We start from the raw sequence: 19,928 nt of genomic DNA on the forward strand, positions 1-19,928 counted from the left end.
CATTAGAAGAACCGCGGATCGTCGAAGGCGCCGGACGCGACCAGGTACACGTAGAAGTCGGCGAGCGCGACGCTCACCAACGAGGCCCAGGCGAGCAGCATGTGACGGTTGTTCAGTTTGCCGACCCAGCCCCACAGGCGGTAGCGCACGGGGTGCTTCGAGAAGTGTTTGAGGCGGCCGCCGACGATGTGCCGACAGGAGTGGCAGGAGATCGTGTACGCCCAGATCAACGCGATGTTCAGCAGGAACACCAGGGTGCCGAGGCCCATGTGGCCCCACGCGTAGTGCTCGTCGCGGAAGGCGAGGACGGTGTCGTAGGTGAGGATGCAGGCGACGAGCAGGGCCGTGTAGAAGAAGTACCGGTGGATGTTCTGCAGGATGAGCGGGAACCGGGTCTCTCCGCTGTACTTCTTGTGCGGTTCTGCCACCGCGCAGGCCGGCGGCGACGCCCAGAAGCCGCGGTAGTAGGCCTTGCGGTAGTAGTAGCAGGTGAGCCGGAAGCCGAGCGGGAAGATCAGGATGAGCAGGGCGGGGGACAGGCCCCACCAGCCGCCGAAGATCTCCCAGTTGGGGCCGTGCCGCATGGGTGCGCAGTTCTCGGCGACGCACGGCGAGTAGAACGGGGAGACGTACGGGGCCGCGTAGTAGTCGGCGTTGGCGAAGGCCCGCCACGTCGAGTAGACGACGAAGGCGAGGAGGCCCGCGGCGGTCGCGGCCGGGGCCAGCCACCAGCGGTCGGTGCGCAGATGGGGCGCGGCGATCGCGGCACGTGTCCGGCCGCGGACGCCGGTGCCGCTCTTGGTATGGGCTTCGGTGCTGGTGGGTTCCGTGCCGGTGGCCAACGAGACCTCCGCTCGAAGGGACGGGTTGGCTGCGTCAGGGGGCGTGCCTGTTGCGTGCGCCGAGCCCCTCGTCGTCGGAGTCGGTCCACAGGGAGCTGTCGTACGGGATGTCGGACATCGGCACGAGGCCCTGCGGGAGGGGCGGGGCGCCCGGCGCCGTCGCCGAGGCGCGCAGCAGGGCCACGCTCTCGCGCAGGTGGTCGGTGTCGGCGCGGACCCGGCGCAGGTCGGGGCCGCCGAGCTGAGGTTGCAGCCGCCCCACGGCCCGGGCGAGATCGTCGACGCAGCGCTGAATGACCGTCAGGTCGTCGTTCAGGGACATGACTTGCCTCGCTTCCGCTGGTGCGGCGGAGTTGTTCATGCGCCTGCGAGTGTTGCGCGTCACATTGCCGTTTGTGAAGGGACCGGGGCGGATTGCCCGCGGCGCTTGTTCGTGCGCCCCCGGTTGTGCGCCCCCGCCGCGCCCCAAAGGCGACCCCCGTACCTCTAGGGCGGGACTTCTCGCCCTCCCCCGAAGGGCGCCCGGAGCGCGCCTGCGTCCTCGGCCCCGATTAAGCCGCCCGAGTGGCCTTTGCGGGAAGCGCCGCCGTGTCGCCCGTGACGCGGCCACCTCACCCTCTTCAGTGGCCCGATAGATGTGATCAACGACATATACGGCCAAACGTGATCAACCGGCCCGCACCGGAGGTAGACGCCGAGATGCACTCCCACCCCAGGCGCCCAGGCGCTGCCACCCGCTCGGCCGCGTTCCTCGTGAGCGGCGCGCTCGCCGTGACCGCCCTCACGGGATGCGCCTCCGACGACGACGCGAGTACCCCCTCCGCGGGTCAGGACATCGCGCCCGCCGCCCGTGACCGGATCAAGGACGGCGGCACTCTGCGCTGGGCGATCGACGCCATGCCGCAGACCCTGAACGCCTTCCAGGCCGACGCCGACCAGGCGACCGGCCGGATCGCGGGCGCCGTGCTGCCCTCGATGTTCCGGCTCGACGCGCAGGGCCGCCCGCAGCGCGACGCCGACTACCTGGAGAAGGCCGAGGTCATCGAGGCCGAGCCCAAGCAGGTCGTGCTGTACAAGCTGAACCAGCAGGCCGTCTGGAGCGACGGCCGCGAGATCGGCGCCCCCGACTTCGCCGCGCAGTGGCGTGCCCTGTCCGGCAAGGACAACGCGTACTGGACCGCGCACAACGCGGGCTACGACCGGATCGAGAAGGTCGAGCGCGGCGCCGACGACCTGGAGGTCCGGGTCACGTTCTCCAAGCCGTACGCGGACTGGCGCGCCCTGTTCTCGCCGCTGTACCCCAAGGACGTCACGGGGACGCCGGACAGCTTCAACGAGGGCGCGCGCCGCAAGCTCAAGGTCACCGCGGGCCCCTTCGCCCTCGACTCGGTCGACGGGGGCGCCGACAAGGTCACCCTCGACCGCAACCCGCGGTGGTGGGGCCGCCCCGCCAAGCTCGACAAGCTCGTCCTCACCGCCGTGCCGCAGAGCAAGCGGACCGCCGCTCTCGCCGCCGGCCGCCTCGACCTGGCCGGCCTCGACGCGGGCGGCGCCGACCGCATCGCCCACGCCGCCCGCGACAAGGGCTCCTCGGGCCCGCTCACCCACGGCCCGGGCGCCGCCCTCACCCCGGGCGGGGCACTGCGCTCCTGGGCGCTCGCGCACGGCGAGGACGCGCAGGCGGCGGACGAGGAGATCACCGCCCGCAAGAAGATGCGCAAGGCCGTCAAGAAGTACGCCAAGGAGCAGGCGAACCTGGACGGCTACGAGGTCCGCAAATCGCTCGAACCGGCCTACACCCAGCTCGCGTTGAACGGCGCCTCGGGCCCGCTCGCCGACGAGCGCGTGCGCCGCGCCGTGGCCCGCGCCCTCGACCGGACCGAGCTCGCCGAGGTGGCTCTCAAGCCGCTCGGCCTGCCGGTGACCACCGTCGACAACCACCTCGCCCTGGCCGGACAGGCCGCGTACGCCGACAACAGCAACGCGCTCGGCGACCAGGACACCGCCGAGGCGCAGGCGCTGCTCGCCGAGGCGGGCTGGGTGCCCGGCGGACCGGTCGAGGAGAAGAAGAAGCCGAAGACGGCGGGCGGCAAGGCGGACAGCGCCGCGGGCTCGCACGACGGCGACGACGGCAAGCCGGCCGGCCGCGCGCCGCTGTTCGGCCCGGGCCCGGTCGCCGCGGCCCAGCACGCCGCACTCCTGCACCAGGCCCACGCCGTGAAGCTGCGCGACGGCGACAGCGACAGCGACAGCGACAAGGCGAAGAAGAAGCACCCGGGCAAGCACCACAAGAGCGGCGAGCACAACGCCGAGAGCCTCGGGAAGAGCACCGCACGGTACGCGAAGCCGGGCGGCGCCCCGGGCGCGTACGCCCCCAAGGGGACCGCCGCACCGGGCGGCGGCGCCGCGGGCGCGCTCGCCAAGGACGGCCAGCCGCTCACGCTGCGCTTCGTGCTCCCCGCGGGCCCCGGCTCCGAGCAGCTGCGCGCCGTAGCGGACCGGATCACGCGGATGCTGCAGAAGATCGGCGTCCGCACGGACGTGATGAAGGTCGACGACGACAGTTACTTCAAGGACCACATCGCGTCCGGCGAGTACGACCTCGCGCTCTACTCGTGGCCCGCCTCCGCCTATCCGGCCACCGACGCCCGCCCCATCTACGCCAAGCCGGTCCCGGCCGCCGACGGCTCGCTCACCGTCGAGCAGAACTACACACGGGTCGGTACCGACCACATCGACCAGCTCTTCGACCAGGCCATCGGCGAGCTCGACGCCGACGAGGAGCGCGCCCTGGTGAAGCAGGCGGACGCCCAGATCTGGGCCGCCGCAGGATCGATTCCTCTCTATCAGCGCCCCGAGCTGGTCGCGGCCCGCTCCCACCTCGCCAACGCCGGCGCCTTCGGTTTCCAGGAGCCGGAGTACGAGGACATCGGCTACCTCAAGAGCGGCGCCTCCGGCCCCGCGGGGAGGACCGGGTCCGCGCGGAAGTCCGGTGGGCCGGCGAAGTCGGGGCCCTCGGAGAAATAACCCCCCACACGATCGCCCAGCTCAGATCAAGCTCAACTCCCTTGCCCGCGGGACTCTCCTGCGGGCAAGCTTCGTTGTACCCATTGACCTGCAGTTTTCCCGGCCCCACCCCCGCTTCGGTCCCTCCCCGACAGGGCCGGAAGCGTCCCCACTCGTCAAGCCACGTACCATGGGGTGAGGCCGTGGCGTGTCCAGCCCGGCAGGGCGCGCGTATCACTGATGTACGCGCAGCCGTCCACTCACTCCGGGAGTACGCCGCAATATGGCCACGCGCCACGACATCCGAAACGTCGCTATCGTCGCCCACGTCGACCACGGCAAGACGACCATCGTCGACGCCATGCTCAAGCAGGCCGGCTCGTTCGCCGCGCACGCCGCCGAGTCCCTCGACGATCGCATGATGGACTCGAATGACCTGGAGCGTGAGAAGGGCATCACGATCCTCGCCAAGAACACGGCGGTGAAGTACCACCCGAAGGATGGCGGCGACGTCATCACGATCAACATCATCGACACCCCGGGCCACGCCGACTTCGGTGGCGAGGTCGAGCGCGGTCTGTCGATGGTCGACGCGGTGGTCCTGCTCGTGGACGCCTCCGAGGGGCCGCTCCCGCAGACCCGCTTCGTGCTGCGCAAGGCGCTCCAGCAGCGGCTGCCCGTCATCCTCTGCATCAACAAGACGGACCGTCCCGACTCGCGCATCGACGAGGTCGTCAACGAGACGTACGACCTCTTCCTCGACCTGGACGCCGACGAGGACCAGATCGAGTTCCCGATCGTCTACGCGTGCGGCCGTGACGGCGTCGCGTCGCTGACCAAGCCGGCCGACGGCACCGTCCCGGCGGACTCCACCAACCTGGAGCCGTTCTTCTCCACGATCCTGGCGCACGTCCCGGCCCCGACGTTCGACGAGGCGGCCCCGCTCCAGGCGCACGTCACGAACCTGGACGCCGACAACTTCCTCGGCCGTATCGCGCTGCTCCGCGTCGAGCAGGGCGAGCTGCGCAAGGGCCAGACCGTGGCCTGGATCAAGCGCGACGGCACGATCCAGAACGTGCGCATCACCGAGCTGATGATGACCGAGGCGCTCACCCGCAAGCCGGCCGAGATGGCGGGCCCCGGTGACATCTGCGCCGTCGCCGGTATCCCGGACATCATGATCGGCGAGACCCTCGCCGACCCGGAGAACCCGATCGCGCTGCCGCTGATCACGGTGGACCAGCCGGCCATCTCCATGACCATCGGTACGAACACCTCGCCGCTGGTCGGCCGTGGTGGCACGGGCAAGGGCGCGGCCGCGAAGTCCGCGGTCAAGGACCGCAAGGTCACCGCCCGCCAGGTCAAGGACCGCCTCGACAAGGAGCTCGTCGGCAACGTCTCGCTCCGGGTCCTGGACACCGAGCGCCCGGACGCCTGGGAGGTGCAGGGCCGCGGTGAGCTGGCCCTGGCGATCCTGGTCGAGCAGATGCGCCGCGAGGGCTTCGAGCTGACCATCGGCAAGCCGCAGGTCGTCACCAAGGAGGTCGACGGCAAGACGCACGAGCCCGTCGAGCGCCTCACGGTCGACGTCCCCGAGGAGCACATGGGCGCCGTCACGCAGCTCATGGGCGTCCGCAAGGGCCGGATGGACAACATGTCGAACCACGGCTCCGGCTGGGTTCGCATGGAGTTCGTCGTTCCGTCCCGTGGCCTGATCGGCTTCCGTACGGAGTTCCTGACGAGCACCCGCGGCACCGGTATCGCCCACTCCATCCACGAGGGCCACGAGCCGTGGTTCGGCGAGCTGAAGACCCGTAACAACGGCTCGCTCGTCGCGGACCGCGCCGGCGCCGTCACCGGGTTCGCGATGACGAACCTCCAGGAGCGCGGCGTGCTCTTCACCGACCCCGGCACCGAGGTGTACGAGGGCATGATCGTCGGCGAGAACTCGCGCGCCGACGACATGGACGTGAACATCACCAAGGAGAAGAAGCTCACCAACATGCGCTCCTCCTCGGCCGACTCGTTCGAGGCGATCGTCCCGCCGCGCAAGCTCTCCCTGGAGCAGTCCCTGGAGTTCTGCCGCGACGACGAGTGCGTCGAGGTGACCCCGGAGGCCGTCCGCATCCGCAAGGTCGTCCTGGACCAGAAGGAGCGCGGTCGCTCCGCCTCGCGCGCCAAGCACGGCTGACGCGTCTGTAGTCGACGGGAAGGGCCCGGTACCCCGGAAGGGGTGCCGGGCCCTTCCCGTTGCCGCTAATCTGCCCCTGTCTACGCGGATTGACAGCGGCGAACGTCAGGTCTCGCCCAACAAAGAGTCAAAATCCGCCCGGGCGCAAGTGATTAAGTCCACCTCGGTGTCCGCTATGCGGGCACCAATGGTCGATAGATATGTAACACGTCCGTTTCGTGTCCCTCTATCTCAGATCTGTTTGTCCGGATTTTGGGCAATGTACGCATCAGGTGTGATCGAACCGAGACCAAAAGAGTGTGGTCGGCGCGGGCCGCGTGGCTAATAGTTGACGGCGTAGAGCTCGGGTCAATGGGTCACGCGCTGTGGGGAGCGCCGACTCGCGAGCACACTGGGGCACTGCACCTTCGCCGTCAGGGGTGTCGGCCAGGTGACATGTGCCCCCACTTGTAGTGAACAAAGTGGACTCATGAGGAGGAACCCATGCGAGGTGCCACAAGCGCCATATGGGTCGCGTCGTCCCCGATGACAGGTGTAGGTCCCGCGGGCACGTCCCGTCCCGTCCCCGTGGTGGACGAGGTAACGATCCAGCGTCGCGAACGCTCTTGACGACTCGGTCCACGGACCGGCCGAGGCCGACCGCGGGCCAGGGTTCCTCAGGGGTGGGTTCACCCCAGTCGTTGTTCCCATCGCGCGCTTCGAATGACGTACGCCGTGCGACGGCCGTCGGATCTTCCGGTTACCCGGCCGACGACCTCCAACACCTGTGAAATGGACGAATCATGACGAGTCCAATCGAGATTGAGGGCGCCGAGACCTCTTCCGCCTTGGACGCAGAGAGCGCGCCGAAGGGTGACGCGAAGGAGCCCAAGAAGCTGGAGGGGCGCAGCCCCGGACAGCTGATGTGGCGCCGGTTCAAGCGTGACAAGACGGGCGTCGTCGCCGCGTTTGTCGTGTTGATCTTCTTCCTGATAGCCGCGCTCGCGCCGGTCATCACGAAGCTGTACGGCAAGGACCCGTACACGTTCTACGGCCAGGACGACCCGACGCTCCTCAACGAGTTCAACCTGCCGGCCGGCCCCAACGGCGGTATGTCGCCCGAGCACTGGTTCGGCATCGACCCGAACTACGGGCGCGATGTCTTCGCGTACCTGCTGTACGGCATGCGGACATCGCTGGGCACCGCTCTGCTGGCCACCATCGGCATGGTGTTCATCGGCATCATCGTCGGTCTGACCGCCGGTTACTTCGGCGGCAAGATCGACTACTGGCTGGGCCGCCTCATCGACTTCATGCTGGCGCTGCCCAACCAGCTGTTCATGGTGGCGGTCATGCCCGTCATCGTCACGGTGTTCGTCGCGCCCGACGAGGAGACGCCGACGTACATCCGCTTCCTCGCCATCACCGGCGTGATGTGGCTGCTCACCTGGATGAGCCTGGCGCGACTGATCCGCGCTGTCACCCTCTCGCTGCGCGAGCGGGAGTTCGTCGAGGCCGCGAAGGTCGCGGGCGCCTCGCCCTGGCGGATCATCCGCAAGGAGCTGCTGCCCAACCTGGTCACGCCGATCATCGTGCAGGGCACGTACCTGCTCCCCAGCACCATCCTCTCGGTCGCCTTCCTCTCCTTCGTCGGCGTGGGCTATCAAGACCCCACTCCCGACTGGGGGTTGATGTTCGCCACCGCCGCGAACATCTACGAGCAGGACCCGACCTACATGTTCTTCCCGGGTATCGCCATGGTCGTCTTCGTCGTGGCGTTCAACCTCCTCGGTGACTCGGTCCGGGACGCCTTCGATCCCAAGACCGGGCGCTGATCCAGCGTCACCGACGGGGAAGCTGCCACCCGGGCGCCGGGGCGATCAACCGGATGCGCCAGGCAGCACCAAAGGATCACTACTCACAGGCAGGTGGATTCAACTCCATGAGCATCCTTCGATCGCGCACGGCGCAGGCAACGGTCGCCGCGGCAGCCGTCGGCGCCCTCGCTCTGACCGGCTGCAGCAGCGGCAGCAAGAGCGACAACAAGCCCGCCGGCAAGTCCCAGGAGGACGCCAAGGCGCAGGCCAAGCCGGTGACCATGGGCACCGCCCAGGACTCGGTGGGCCCGGCCAAGGCCGTCGCCGGTGCCAAGAAGGGCGGCACCGTGTCGGTCTACCAGGAGGCGGACTTCTCGCACCTGGACCCGGGCCAGATCTACGTCTCCGACGCCGGCATGCTCGCCAAGCTCCTCTACCGTGGTCTGACCACGTACACAGAGGGCGCCGACGGCAGCCAGACGGTCGTCGGTGACCTCGCCACCGACCCGGGCAAGATGGCGGACGGCGGCAAGACCTGGACCTTCACCCTGAAGGACGGCGTCAAGGACCAGAACGGCCACGTCATCACGTCGGCCGACATCCGTCACTCCATCGAGCGGCTCTACGACCCGTTCCTGACGGACGGTCCGACCTACATCCAGCAGTGGCTGTCGGGCGCGGGCACCAAGTACCGCGAGGCCTACAAGGGCCCGTACAAGGGCAAGCACCTGCCGGACTCCGTCCTGGCCACGCCGGACGCCAAGACCATCACGTTCCACTTCCTCGAGCCGCACACCGACGTGCCGCAGGCGCTCGCCATGGCCGCCTACTCCGTCGTGCCCGAGAAGACGGACACGAAGCAGAAGTACGACCAGTCGCCGGTCGCCACCGGTCCGTACAAGGTCGCGTCCTACAAGTCGGGCAAGTCGCTCTCCCTCGTGCGCAACGACAAGTGGGACGAGAAGACGGACCCGATGCGTCACCAGTACGTCGACGGCTGGAACATCGAGTTCAACCACGACAAGGCCGACCAGACGAAGACGATCCTGGCCGACCGCGGCGAGGCCAAGAACGCCATCATGTTCACCGGCCAGGTCGACGCCACCCAGCTGCAGAAGATCACGACCGACAAGGCCGTGATGAAGCGCACGATCCAGGGCTACGCCCCGTACGTGTGGCAGCTGAACTTCAACATGGACCGCATCAAGGACAAGAAGATCCGCGATGCCATCGCCCTCGCGATCCCGGCCACCTCGGCCGCCCGCGCCGACGGTGGTGCCTACGGCGGTGACGCCGCCACGTCGCTGATGTCGCCCACCACCCCGGGCTACGACAAGACGTACGACCCGTTCAACCGGGTCAAGAAGCCGAACGGCGACATCGCCAAGGCGAAGAAGCTGATCAAGGAGGCGGGCGCCGAGGGCAAGAAGCTCGTCTACGCGTACGCCAACACCCCGGTCCGTACCACCCAGGCCAACCTGATCATCAACAGCCTGAAGAAGATCGGCCTCGACATCCAGAAGAAGGAAGTCGACCAGGCCACGTGGTACGAGCAGATGGGCAAGGTCAAGAACGGCTTTGACCTCTACATGACCGGCTGGGGCCAGGACTGGGCCGACGGCAACACCGTCTTCCCGCCCTCCTTCGACGGTGCGCAGATCCAGGACGGCGCGTCCAACTACTCGCACACGAACGACAAGCACGTGAACGAGGAGCTCGGCCGCATCCAGAAGATCGCGGACGCCGACCAGCGCGCCACCGAGTACGCGAAGCTCTCGAAGTACATCTCCAAGAACATCAACCCGGCTGCTCCGATCTACTACACCAAGGTGTTCCAGATCGCCGGTTCGAACGTGGGCGGCCTGCGCTACGGCCAGGTGGTCAGCTACACCGACCCGACCACGATCTACCTCAAGAAGTAAGCACCACAAGGCAGATCCCGGGGGTGAGGGCGCGGCGGAGCCCTCGCCCCCGGGCCGCCGGATCCCCTCCTGGCCTCCCACCGCCGCCGTCCTGAGAGCAGTTTTGCGATGCTTCGATTTCTCATACGCCGGACGTCTGGCGCAGCACTCATCCTCCTGCTGATCAGCGCCTTCACGTTCTTCATGTACTTCGCCATCCCACAGGACCCGGCGATGCTCGCGTGCGGCAAGAACTGCACCCCGGACGCGCTGGCGATCATCCACAAGAACCTCGGGCTCAATGACCCGGTGCCGGTGCAGTACTGGCACTTCCTCTCCGGCATCTTCGCCGGGCGGGACTTCGGGGTGGGCCACTGCGACGCGCCGTGCTTCGGCGTCTCGTTCCGCAACAACCAGATGGTGTGGGACACCATCATGGACCGCCTCCCGCTGACGCTCTCGCTCACCTTCGGCGGCCTCATCGTCTTCCTGTTCGTCGGTCTCGGCGCCGGTCTCATGGCCGCCCGCTACCGCGGCACCTGGCTCGACAAGACCTTCAGCGGCGGCTCGCTGGTGCTCAGCTCGTTCCAGATCTACTTCCTCGGCCCGATCGTGCTCGGCATCTTCGTCTACAGCACCGGCTGGCTGGACAAGCCCAAGTACGTGCCGATCACCGAGGACCCGGCCGGCTGGTTCATGGGCCTGCTGATCCCCTGGCTCGTCATGGCGACGATCTTCACGGCCAACTACACCCGTATGTCCCGCTCCTCGATGATCGAGCAGCTGCAGGAAGAGCACGTACGCGCGGCCAAGGCCAAGGGCATGAGCAGCCGCTACGTCTTCTACCGGTACGCGTGGCGCGGATCGATCATCCCGATCATCACGATCCTGGGTATGGACATCGGCGCCCTGCTCAGTGGCGGCATGGTCACCGAACTCACCTTCGGCCTGGCCGGGTTCGGCCGCCTGGCGCGTGACTCGGTCATCCTGAAGGACCTGCCGGTGCTCATGGGTGTCATGATCATCAGCGCCGCCTTCATCATCATCTGCAACATCGTCGTGGACGCGCTGTACGCCGTGATCGACCCGCGCGTGCGACTGTCCTAGGAGAACCCCGTGACCACACTCACCAAGACCGAGGACGCCCCGGCCCCGTCCGGCTCCGAGGCGTTCCTGTCGGTACGCGACCTGCGGGTGCAGTTCTCCACCGAGGACGGCGCCGTCAAGGCGGTGGACGGCCTCTCCTTCGAGCTCGAGCGCGGCAAGACGCTCGGTATCGTCGGTGAGTCGGGCTCCGGCAAGTCGGTCACCAACCTGTCCGTGCTGGGCCTGCACAACCCGCTGACCACCACCATCGAGGGCGAGATCCTCCTCGACGGCAAGGAGCTGCTCACCGCCACCGAGCACGAGCTGGAGAAGCTCCGCGGCAACAAGATGGCGATGATCTTCCAGGACTCGCTGACCGCGCTCTCGCCGTACTACACGGTGGGCCGGCAGATCGCCGAGCCGTACAGCAAGCACACCGGCGCCAGCAAGAAGGAGGCCCGTAACCGGGCCATCGAGATGCTCGGCAAGGTCGGCATCCCGCAGCCGAAGCAGCGCGTCGACGACTACCCGCACCAGTTCTCCGGCGGTATGCGCCAGCGCGCCATGATCGCCATGTCGCTGGCCTGCAACCCCGAGCTGCTCATCGCGGACGAGCCGACCACCGCGCTCGACGTGACGGTGCAGGCGCAGATCCTCGACCTGCTCAAGGACCTGCAGCAGGAGTTCGGCTCCGCGATCATCATGATCACCCACGACCTGGGTGTGGTCGCGAACATGGCCGACGACATCCTCGTGATGTACGCGGGCCGGGCCGTCGAGCGGGGCTCCACCCGCGAGGTGCTCAAGTCACCCGAGCACCCCTACACCTGGGGCCTGCTGAGCTCGATGCCGCGGCTCTCGTCCGACGTCGACCAGCCGCTGCTGCCGATCCCCGGATCGCCGCCGTCGCTGCTCAACCCGCCCTCGGGCTGCCCGTTCCACCCGCGGTGCACCTTCACCGACAAGGTGTCCGGGGACCGCTGCTCGGGCGAGCGGCCGGTACTCCCGGCCGGGCGGGGCTCCGCCTGCCACCTGACGGCGGAGCAGAAGCAGCAGGTGTTCATCGAGACGATTCAGCCCCGGCTGGGCTGAGCAGAGACCGGCGACTGGGGCAGAACCATGAGCGACAAAGAAAACAGCACCACGGCGGTCGCCGACGCGATCCCCGGGCAGCGTGACGGTGACACCGCCCCGCTGCTGAAGGTCGAGAACCTGCACAAGCACTTCCCGATCAAGGGCGGCTTCCCGATCCGGCGCACCGTCGGCGCGGTCAAGGCCGTCGACGGCGTCGACTTCGAGGTCTACCCGGGCGAGGCCCTGGGCCTGGTCGGCGAGTCCGGCTGCGGCAAGTCGACGACGGGCCGTCTCCTGACCCGTCTGTACGAGCCCACGCAGGGCACCGTCACCTACAACGGCCAGGACATCAGCCACGCGAGTCGCAGGCAGCTGGCGCCCGTCAGGTCCGAGATCCAGATGATCTTCCAGGACCCGTACGCGTCGCTGAACCCGCGCCAGACGGTCGGCACGATCATCTCCGGCCCGATGGAGATCAACGGGATCAACCCGCCCGGCGGCCGGGAGAAGCGGGTCCGCGAGCTCCTGGAGATCGTCGGTCTCAGCCCGGAGCACTACAACCGTTTCCCGCACGAGTTCTCCGGCGGTCAGCGCCAGCGCATCGGCGTCGCCCGCGCGGTGGCGCTCGAGCCGAAGCTGATCGTCGCGGACGAGCCGGTCTCGGCGCTCGACGTCTCCATCCAGGCCCAGGTCGTGAACCTGCTGCAGAAGGTGCAGCGGGAGATGGGCATCGCGTTCGTCTTCATCGCGCACGACCTGGCGATCGTGCGGCACTTCTCGCAGCGCGTCGCGGTGATGTACCTCGGCAAGATCGTGGAGATCGCGGACCGCGACTCGCTCTACAACCGTCCCCGTCACCCGTACACGCACGCGCTGATGTCGGCCGTGCCGGAGGCGGACATCGACGTGAACAAGAAGGAGCGGATCCGCCTCCAGGGTGACGTTCCCTCGCCGATCTCGCCGCCGTCCGGCTGCCGCTTCCGCACCCGGTGCTGGAAGGCCCAGGACAAGTGCGCGACGGAGGAGCCGCCGCTGGTCCAGATCACGGGCAGCAAGGCCGGGCACCTGACGGCCTGCCACTTCCCGGAGGAGCCGTCCATCGAGGCCCGCGCGGAGGACATCGTCCTCGACCCGGCGCTGGTGGCTCTGGAGAAGGACGCGTCCTGACGCGTACCGCGCCCGTCGAGCGGTGAGTGAGTGAGTGTGGCCCGGCCCGGTGATGTCACCGGGCCGGGCCACGGTCGTTCCCGGGGGGCCGGGTCCGGCCGGTGGGGCGGAGTGTCGTCCTCACGTCGCGTCGTGGCTGGTCGCGCACTTCCCCGCGCCCCTGGGGCATACGGCTCCGCTGCGGCCCCGGTGCCGGGCCGAGGTCAGTCCGCCGCCCCGCACACACTGATGATCTCCGGGCTGGAGGCCGTCAGCGGGGAGCGGTCCCAGTCGCCGTAGCGCTCCTCCGACTCCAGCCCCGCGCCCTCCAGGAAGGCGTCCAGCTCGTCCGGTGGCACGAAGCGCAGCGTGCTGCGGCTGACCACGGCCGCTTCCCGCCCCGGCCCGCTGAACGTCGTATCGAACGTGACCGTCCGTCCGTCGAAGCCGGTCACGACCTCGTGCGCCACCCGCACCCCCGCCACCTGAACGGCCCGCGCCGCGGTCCACCCCTGCCACGCCCGCGCCGCGGGGTTGCGCGTCTCGAAGACGAACCGTCCTCCCGGCGCGAGCACCCGCCGCACCGCCTCCAGCGACGTACGGATCTCGGCGTCGTCCACCAGGACCTGGAACGCGTGCCCCGTCATCACGACGAGGTCGAACGGGCCTTCGGGGCGGGCCGGGGCGGACAGCGTGCCCTGGACCCACTCCACATCCGCCCGGCGCCGCGCGACGGCCAGCATCCCCGCCGCCGGGTCGAGCCCGCACAGCCGCCCCCGGTGCCCCTCCTCCCGGGCGCGGATCAGCAGCGCCCCCGTCCCGCACCCCACGTCGAGCACGGAGCCGGCCCCGCGCACGAGGTCCAGGCAGAAGTCGTCGCCGGGGCCCCACGGGTTCAGGGCGTCGTAGAGGGCGGCGAGGCGGGTGTCGGTGTAGGCGCGGTCAGGCATCGGCCGATCATCGCGCGGGACGCGCGGGCGCCGCGAGGAGTTTTCCCGTAAGGCCGCCCCCGGAGTGCGTGATGCCGGTATTGCCCCGATATTTAGGCGTACGTGACACGTGATCAGTACGAGCCGGTATGAGGAGGCACTCCATGCGTGGAGCCACGCACGCCAAGTGGGCCGCTGGTGCGGTCGTCGTAGCCATGGCCGCGACGGGCTGTGGCGGCGGCGACAGCGGTGGCGGTGGTGGCGGTGGTGACGGCTCCGGCGTCGTCCGGTCCTCCTGGGGCGATCCGCAGAACCCGCTGGAGCCCGCGAACACCAATGAGGTGCAGGGCGGCAAGGTCCTGGACATGATCTTCCGCGGCCTGAAGCGGTACGACCCCAAGACGGGCGCCGCCAAGGACATGCTGGCGGAGAAGATCGAGACGTCCGACCAGACGAACTTCACGATCACGGTCAAGGACGGCTGGACGTTCTCCAACGGCGAGAAGGTCACCGCGAAGTCCTTCGTCGACGCCTGGAACTACGGCGCGAGCCTGAAGAACAACCAGAAGAACGCGTACTTCTTCGGGCAGATCGACGGCTACGACAAGGTGCACCCGGACTCCGGCAGCCAGTCCGCCGACACCCTCTCCGGGCTCAAGGTCACCGGCGACCGCACCTTCACGGTCAAACTGAACCAGAAGTTCTCGACCTGGCCCGACACCCTCGGCTACGCCGCCTTCGCGCCGCTGCCCAAGGTGTTCTTCGACGACCACGACAGCTATGTGAGCAAGCCGGTCGGCAACGGCCCGTACACCGTGGAGTCGTACCAGAAGGGCTCCCAGATGTCCCTGCGCAAGTGGGACAAGTACCCCGGTGCCGACAAGGCGGAGAACGGCGGCGTCGACCTCAAGGTCTACACGGACAACAACACCGCCTACACCGACCTCACCGCCGGCAACCTCGACCTCGTCGACGACGTGCCCGCCTCCCAGCTCAGCAACGCGGACAGCGACCTGAACGGCCGGTACATCAACACCCCGGCCGGCATCATCCAGACCCTCGCCTTCCCGTTCTACGACTCCGACTGGAACAAGTCGGACAGCGACAAGGTCCGCAAGGGTCTGTCCATGGCGATCAACCGCAAGCAGATCACCGAGTCGATCTTCGAGAAGACCCGCACCCCGGCCACCGACTGGACCTCCCCGGTGCTCGGCAAGGACGGCGGCTACAAGAGCGGGCTCTGCGGCGAGTTCTGCGACTACAAGCCGGACGAGGCGAAGAAGCTGGTCAAGGAGGGCGGCGGCATCCCCGGCGGCCAGGTGAAGATCGGCTACAACGCCGACACCGGCAGCCACAAGGAGTGGGTCGACGCCGTCTGCAACTCCATCAACAACGCCCTCGACAACGACCGGGCCTGCGTCGGCAGCCCCACCGGCACCTTCGCCGACTTCCGCAACAAGATCACCCAAAAGAAGATGACGGGCCCCTTCCGCGCCGGCTGGCAGATGGACTACCCGCTCATCCAGAACTTCCTCCAGCCGCTGTACTACACCAACGCCTCCTCCAACGACGGCCACTGGTCCGACAAGAAGTTCGACTCCCTGGTCGACAAGGCGAACGGCGAAGCCGACCAGGCGCAGGCGGTCAAGACGTTCCAGCAGGCCCAGGAGGTCGTCCGGGACAACATGGCGGCCATCCCGCTCTGGTACCAGAACGGCAGCGCCGGCTACTCGGACAAGGTCTCGAACGTCGCGCTGAACCCGTTCAGCGTCCCCGTCTACAACGAGATCAAGGTCAACTGACAGACGGACGCCAGGGACGGAGCCCTCAATGGGACGGTATGTGATCCGGCGGCTGTTGCAGATGATCCCGGTCTTCATCGGGGCCACTCTGCTGATCTTCCTCATGGTCAACGTGATGGGCGACCCCATCGCGGGACTCTGCGGCGACAAGGCCTGCGACCCCGCCACCAAAGCCCAGCTCTCGAAGGAGTTCGGCCTCGACAAACCGGTGTGGCAGCAATACCTGACGTACATGGGGAACGTCTTCACCGGCGACTTCGGCACCGCGTTCAACGGCCAGAAGGTCACCGAACTGATGTCGACCGCGTTTCCGGTCACCATCCGCCTCACCATCGTGGCGATCCTCTTCGAGATCATCGTCGGCATCACGCTGGGCGTCATCACCGGCCTCAGGCGCGGCCGCCCCATCGACACCGGCGTGCTGCTGCTGACCCTCGTCGTCATCTCCGTCCCGACGTTCGTCACCGGTCTACTGCTGCAACTGCTGCTCGGCGTCGAGTGGGGCTGGATCAACCCGGCGGTCTCCACGGAGGCCACGTTCGGCGAACTGATCGTGCCGGGCCTCGTCCTCGCCTCGGTCTCCCTCGCCTACGTGACCCGGCTGACGCGGACCTCCATCGCCGAGAACAAACGGGCCGACTACGTCCGCACCGCCATCGCCAAGGGCCTGCCCAGGCGCCGCGTCATCACCCGGCACCTGCTGCGCAACTCCCTGATCCCCGTCGTCACCTTCATCGGCGCCGACGTCGGCGCGCTGATGGGCGGCGCCATCGTCACCGAGCGCATCTTCAACATCCACGGCGTCGGCTTCCAGCTCTACCAGGGCATCCTGCGGCAGAACACCCAGACCGTCGTCGGTTTCGTGACGATCCTCGTGCTGGTCTTCCTCGCGGTGAACCTGATCGTCGACCTCCTGTACGCCGTACTCGACCCGAGGATCCGCTATGCCTGAACCGCAAGCGCCAGAGCCCTCCTCCTGGTCCTCGGGCAACCGCGCGCCCGAGGACGGAGCCATCGCGGCGACCGGCATGGGCGGCGCGATGGACCTCGCCACCAGCGAGGGCGCGCTCATCGAGGGCCCGGCGCTCGGCCCCGGTGACCCCACCGGAAGACCCCGCAGCCTGTGGTCCGACGCCTGGCGCGACCTGCGGCGCAACCCCGTCTTCATCATCTCGGCGCTGGTCATCCTCTTCTTGGTGCTCATCTCGATCTGGCCGCAGCTGATCGCCTCCGGCAACCCGCTCTCCTGCGACCTGTCCAAACGCCAGCAGAGCTCCCAGCCCGGCCACCCCTTCGGCTTCGACGGCCAGGGCTGCGACGTCTACACCCGCACCGTGTACGGCGCCCGCAACTCCATCACCGTCGGTGTCTGCGCCACGATCGGCGTCTCCCTGCTCGGCTCGGTCCTGGGCGGCCTGGCCGGGTTCTTCGGTGGCTTCTGGGACGCGATCCTCTCCCGCATCACCGACATCTTCTTCGCGATCCCCGTCATCCTCGGCGGCCTCGTCCTGCTGTCGGTCGTCACCAGCAACACCGTCTGGCCGGTGATCGGCTTCATGGTGCTGCTCGGCTGGCCGCAGATCTCCCGCATCGCCCGCGGCTCCGTCATCACCGCCAAGCAGCACGACTACGTGCAGGCGGCCCGCGCGCTCGGCGCCTCCAACCCCCGGATGCTGCTGCGCCACATCACCCCGAACGCCGTCGCCCCGGTCATCGTCGTCGCGACCATCGCCCTCGGTACGTACATCGCCCTGGAGGCGACCCTCTCGTACCTCGGTGTCGGCCTGAAGCCGCCCGCCGTCAGCTGGGGCATCGACATCTCGGCCGCCTCCGGCTACATCCGCAACGCCCCGCACATGCTGCTGTGGCCGGCCGGCGCGCTCGCCCTGACGGTCCTCGCGTTCATCATGCTCGGCGACGCGGTGCGCGACGCCCTCGACCCGAAGCTGAGGTAGCGCCCATGCCGTTGCTCGAAGTACGCGATCTGCACGTCGAGTTCCGCACCCGGGACGGTGTCGCCAAGGCCGTGAACGGCGTCGACTACACCGTCGACGCGGGGGAGACGCTCGCCGTGCTCGGCGAGTCGGGCTCGGGCAAGTCGGTCACCGCCCAGGCGATCATGGGCATCCTCGACGTCCCGCCCGGGAAGATCACCGGCGGCGAGGTCCTCTTCAAGGGCCGGGACCTGCTGAAGCTCAAGGAGGAGGAGCGCAGGAAGGTCCGCGGCGCCGAGATGGCGATGATCTTCCAGGACGCGCTCAGCTCCCTCAACCCGGTGCTCTCCGTCGGCGAGCAGATCGGCGAACTCTTCACCGTCCACCGGGGCATGTCCCGCAAGGACGCCAAGGCCAAGGCCATCGAGCTGATGGAGCGGGTCCGCATCCCGGCGGCGAAGGAGCGGGTCGGCCAGTACCCGCACCAGTTCTCCGGCGGCATGCGCCAGCGCATCATGATCGCGATGGCGCTCGCCCTGGAACCCGACCTGATCATCGCCGACGAGCCGACCACCGCCCTCGACGTGACCGTGCAGGCCCAGGTCATGGACCTGCTCGCCGAGTTGCAGCGCGAACTCAACATGGGGCTCATCCTCATCACCCACGACCTGGGCGTCGTCGCCGACGTCGCCGACAAGATCGCCGTGATGTACGCGGGCCGCATCGTCGAGCACGCCCCCGTCCACGAGATCTACAAGGCGCCCGCGCACCCGTACACCAAGGGCCTGCTGGAATCGATCCCGCGCCTGGACCAGAAGGGGCAGGAACTCTTCGCCATCAAGGGCCTGCCACCGAACCTCATGCACATCCCGCCGGGCTGCGCCTTCCACCCGCGCTGCCCGATGGCCCAGGACGTGTGCCGCACGGATGTCCCGCCGCTGTACGTGGTCTCCGACGAGCGCCGCAGCGCCTGCCACTTCTGGAAGGAGACGATCGATGCCTCACGCTGAGGGCGGCTCGCACGTCAGCAAGGGCGACCTCAAACGCGAGGGCCTGATCGCCGAACACCTCCTCCACAAGGCGCAGGCCGAGTCGGAGTACGCGAAGAACGGCTCGGCCTCCGGGCACGAACCCCTCCTTGAGGTACGGGGGCTGGTCAAGCACTACCCCCTCACCCAGGGCATCCTCATCAAGAAGCAGGTCGGCGCGGTCAAGGCCGTCGACGGCGTCGACTTCGAACTCGGGCACGGCGAGACGCTCGGCATCGTCGGGGAGTCCGGCTGCGGCAAGTCCACCGTCGCCAAGATGCTGGTCAACCTGGAGCGCCCGACGGCCGGCGTCATCAAGTACAAGGGCGAGGACATCACCCGGCTCTCCGGCCGCGCCCTGAAAGCCGTGCGCCGCAACATCCAGATGGTGTTCCAGGACCCGTACACCTCCCTCAACCCCCGGATGACCGTCGGCGACATCATCGGGGAGCCGTACGAGATCCACCCCGAGGTCGCGCCGAAGGGCGACCGCAGGAAGCGGGTCCAGGACCTGCTCGACGTGGTCGGCCTCAACCCCGAGTACATCAACCGCTACCCGCACCAGTTCTCCGGCGGCCAGCGCCAGCGCATCGGCATCGCACGCGGCCTCGCGCTGCGCCCCGAGATCATCGTCGCGGACGAACCGGTCTCCGCGCTCGACGTGTCGGTGCAGGCCCAGGTGATCAACCTGCTCGACCGGCTCCAGAACGAGTTCGACCTCTCCTACGTCTTCATCGCCCACGACCTCTCGATCGTGCGCCACATCTCCGACCGGGTCGGCGTGATGTACCTGGGCCGCATCGTGGAGATCGGCTCCGACGAGGAGATCTACGAACACCCGACCCACCCCTACACGCAGGCGCTCCTGTCGGCCGTGCCCGTGCCCGACCCGGCGGCGCGCGAGCACCGCGAGCGGATCATCCTGACCGGGGACGTGCCCTCACCAGCCAACCCGCCCTCCGGCTGCCGCTTCCGCACCCGCTGCTGGAAGGCCCGGCAGCGCTGCGCCGACGAGGTACCGCTCCTCGCCGTCCCCGCCGAGTTCCGCCTCGGCGACAGCGGACCGGCCCGGCACCCCTCCGCCTGCCACTTCGCCGAGGAGAAGCAGGTCGTACCGACCGAGCAGTAGGCCGTCCTGCCGTCGCGGCGACGCCTTTACACACGTGCAATCCCGCGGACCCAGCGCCGCCACA

15 protein-coding genes are annotated in these 19,928 nt (G+C 68.3%); 12 read left to right on the plus strand and 3 right to left on the minus strand.

Annotation, left to right across the window (positions count from 1 at the left end; all coding sequences use genetic code 11):
• Nucleotides 1-2 precede the first annotated feature (2 nt).
• A complete protein-coding gene (locus ACZ45E_RS14050) occupies nt 3-842 on the minus strand; it encodes a hypothetical protein (protein ID WP_468220407.1) in 840 nt (279 codons plus the stop codon).
• Between the two features lie 34 nt (nt 843-876).
• A complete protein-coding gene (locus ACZ45E_RS14055; protein ID WP_468220409.1) occupies nt 877-1,164 on the minus strand; it encodes a hypothetical protein in 288 nt (95 codons plus the stop codon).
• A gap of 377 nt (nt 1,165-1,541) precedes the next feature.
• Here ACZ45E_RS14055 and ACZ45E_RS14060 point away from each other — a divergent pair, with 377 nt between their 5' ends.
• The 7 genes from ACZ45E_RS14060 (at nt 1,542) to ACZ45E_RS14090 (ending at nt 13,063) form a co-directional block, all read left to right on the plus strand.
• Nucleotides 1,542-3,869: an ABC transporter family substrate-binding protein gene (locus tag ACZ45E_RS14060; RefSeq protein WP_468220410.1), complete on the plus strand. Its 2,328-nt coding sequence runs from the start codon at nt 1,542-1,544 to the stop codon at nt 3,867-3,869.
• 262 nt (nt 3,870-4,131) lie between these two features.
• Nucleotides 4,132-6,039, plus strand: a complete 1,908-nt coding sequence (gene typA / locus ACZ45E_RS14065; protein WP_468220413.1) for a translational GTPase TypA — start codon at nt 4,132-4,134, stop codon at nt 6,037-6,039.
• 782 nt (nt 6,040-6,821) lie between these two features.
• On the plus strand, nt 6,822-7,853 hold the full coding sequence (locus ACZ45E_RS14070) for an ABC transporter permease (RefSeq protein ID WP_468220415.1): 1,032 nt from the start codon (nt 6,822-6,824) through the stop codon (nt 7,851-7,853).
• 107 nt (nt 7,854-7,960) lie between these two features.
• Nucleotides 7,961-9,757: an ABC transporter substrate-binding protein gene (locus tag ACZ45E_RS14075; RefSeq protein ID WP_468220418.1), complete on the plus strand. Its 1,797-nt coding sequence runs from the start codon at nt 7,961-7,963 to the stop codon at nt 9,755-9,757.
• 108 nt (nt 9,758-9,865) lie between these two features.
• Complete coding sequence (locus tag ACZ45E_RS14080; protein WP_468220420.1) at nt 9,866-10,843, plus strand: ABC transporter permease; 978 nt, start codon at nt 9,866-9,868, stop codon at nt 10,841-10,843.
• Between the two features lie 9 nt (nt 10,844-10,852).
• On the plus strand, nt 10,853-11,914 hold the full coding sequence (locus ACZ45E_RS14085; protein WP_468220422.1) for an ABC transporter ATP-binding protein: 1,062 nt from the start codon (nt 10,853-10,855) through the stop codon (nt 11,912-11,914).
• A gap of 27 nt (nt 11,915-11,941) precedes the next feature.
• Entirely contained in the window at nt 11,942-13,063 is a 1,122-nt protein-coding gene (locus ACZ45E_RS14090) for an ABC transporter ATP-binding protein (protein WP_468220424.1), read from the plus strand.
• 203 nt (nt 13,064-13,266) lie between these two features.
• Here the strand turns inward: ACZ45E_RS14090 and ACZ45E_RS14095 are convergent, their stop codons facing one another.
• Nucleotides 13,267-13,992, minus strand: coding sequence for a class I SAM-dependent methyltransferase (locus tag ACZ45E_RS14095; RefSeq protein ID WP_468220427.1), 726 nt, complete (start codon nt 13,990-13,992; stop codon nt 13,267-13,269).
• A 143-nt stretch (nt 13,993-14,135) separates the two neighbouring features.
• Here ACZ45E_RS14095 and ACZ45E_RS14100 point away from each other — a divergent pair, with 143 nt between their 5' ends.
• Genes ACZ45E_RS14100 through ACZ45E_RS14120 form a run of 5 tightly spaced genes read left to right on the plus strand, consistent with a single transcriptional unit; the run spans nt 14,136 to nt 19,864 of the window.
• Nucleotides 14,136-15,773: a peptide ABC transporter substrate-binding protein gene (locus ACZ45E_RS14100; RefSeq protein ID WP_468220429.1), complete on the plus strand. Its 1,638-nt coding sequence runs from the start codon at nt 14,136-14,138 to the stop codon at nt 15,771-15,773.
• Between the two features lie 28 nt (nt 15,774-15,801).
• Entirely contained in the window at nt 15,802-16,725 is a 924-nt protein-coding gene (locus ACZ45E_RS14105) for an ABC transporter permease (RefSeq protein WP_468220431.1), read from the plus strand.
• Nucleotides 16,718-17,728, plus strand: a complete 1,011-nt coding sequence (locus ACZ45E_RS14110) for an ABC transporter permease (RefSeq protein WP_468220433.1) — start codon at nt 16,718-16,720, stop codon at nt 17,726-17,728. Before ACZ45E_RS14105 ends, ACZ45E_RS14110 begins: the two co-directional genes overlap by 8 nt.
• A 5-nt stretch (nt 17,729-17,733) precedes the next feature.
• Complete coding sequence (locus ACZ45E_RS14115) at nt 17,734-18,717, plus strand: ABC transporter ATP-binding protein (protein ID WP_468220435.1); 984 nt, start codon at nt 17,734-17,736, stop codon at nt 18,715-18,717.
• On the plus strand, nt 18,704-19,864 hold the full coding sequence (locus ACZ45E_RS14120; protein ID WP_468220437.1) for an ABC transporter ATP-binding protein: 1,161 nt from the start codon (nt 18,704-18,706) through the stop codon (nt 19,862-19,864). Before ACZ45E_RS14115 ends, ACZ45E_RS14120 begins: the two co-directional genes overlap by 14 nt.
• Nucleotides 19,865-19,928: the final 64 nt, after the last annotated feature.

The organism is Streptomyces sp. NPDC030991, assembly GCF_055571235.1.

Bases quoted from the DNA above. Each gene is read 5' to 3' on its own strand.
- ACZ45E_RS14055 (WP_468220409.1), bottom strand. From the start codon at position 1,164: ATGTCCCTGAACGACGACCTGACGGTCATTCAGCGCTGCGTCGACGAT.
- ACZ45E_RS14060 (WP_468220410.1), top strand. From the start codon at position 1,542: ATGCACTCCCACCCCAGGCGCCCAGGCGCTGCCACCCGCTCGGCCGCG.
- typA (WP_468220413.1), top strand. From the start codon at position 4,132: ATGGCCACGCGCCACGACATCCGAAACGTCGCTATCGTCGCCCACGTC.
- ACZ45E_RS14070 (WP_468220415.1), top strand. From the start codon at position 6,822: ATGACGAGTCCAATCGAGATTGAGGGCGCCGAGACCTCTTCCGCCTTG.
- ACZ45E_RS14075 (WP_468220418.1), top strand. From the start codon at position 7,961: ATGAGCATCCTTCGATCGCGCACGGCGCAGGCAACGGTCGCCGCGGCA.
- ACZ45E_RS14080 (WP_468220420.1), top strand. From the start codon at position 9,866: ATGCTTCGATTTCTCATACGCCGGACGTCTGGCGCAGCACTCATCCTC.
- ACZ45E_RS14090 (WP_468220424.1), top strand. From the start codon at position 11,942: ATGAGCGACAAAGAAAACAGCACCACGGCGGTCGCCGACGCGATCCCC.
- ACZ45E_RS14095 (WP_468220427.1), bottom strand. From the start codon at position 13,992: ATGCCTGACCGCGCCTACACCGACACCCGCCTCGCCGCCCTCTACGAC.
- ACZ45E_RS14100 (WP_468220429.1), top strand. From the start codon at position 14,136: ATGCGTGGAGCCACGCACGCCAAGTGGGCCGCTGGTGCGGTCGTCGTA.
- ACZ45E_RS14105 (WP_468220431.1), top strand. From the start codon at position 15,802: ATGGGACGGTATGTGATCCGGCGGCTGTTGCAGATGATCCCGGTCTTC.
- ACZ45E_RS14110 (WP_468220433.1), top strand. From the start codon at position 16,718: ATGCCTGAACCGCAAGCGCCAGAGCCCTCCTCCTGGTCCTCGGGCAAC.
- ACZ45E_RS14115 (WP_468220435.1), top strand. From the start codon at position 17,734: ATGCCGTTGCTCGAAGTACGCGATCTGCACGTCGAGTTCCGCACCCGG.
- ACZ45E_RS14120 (WP_468220437.1), top strand. From the start codon at position 18,704: ATGCCTCACGCTGAGGGCGGCTCGCACGTCAGCAAGGGCGACCTCAAA.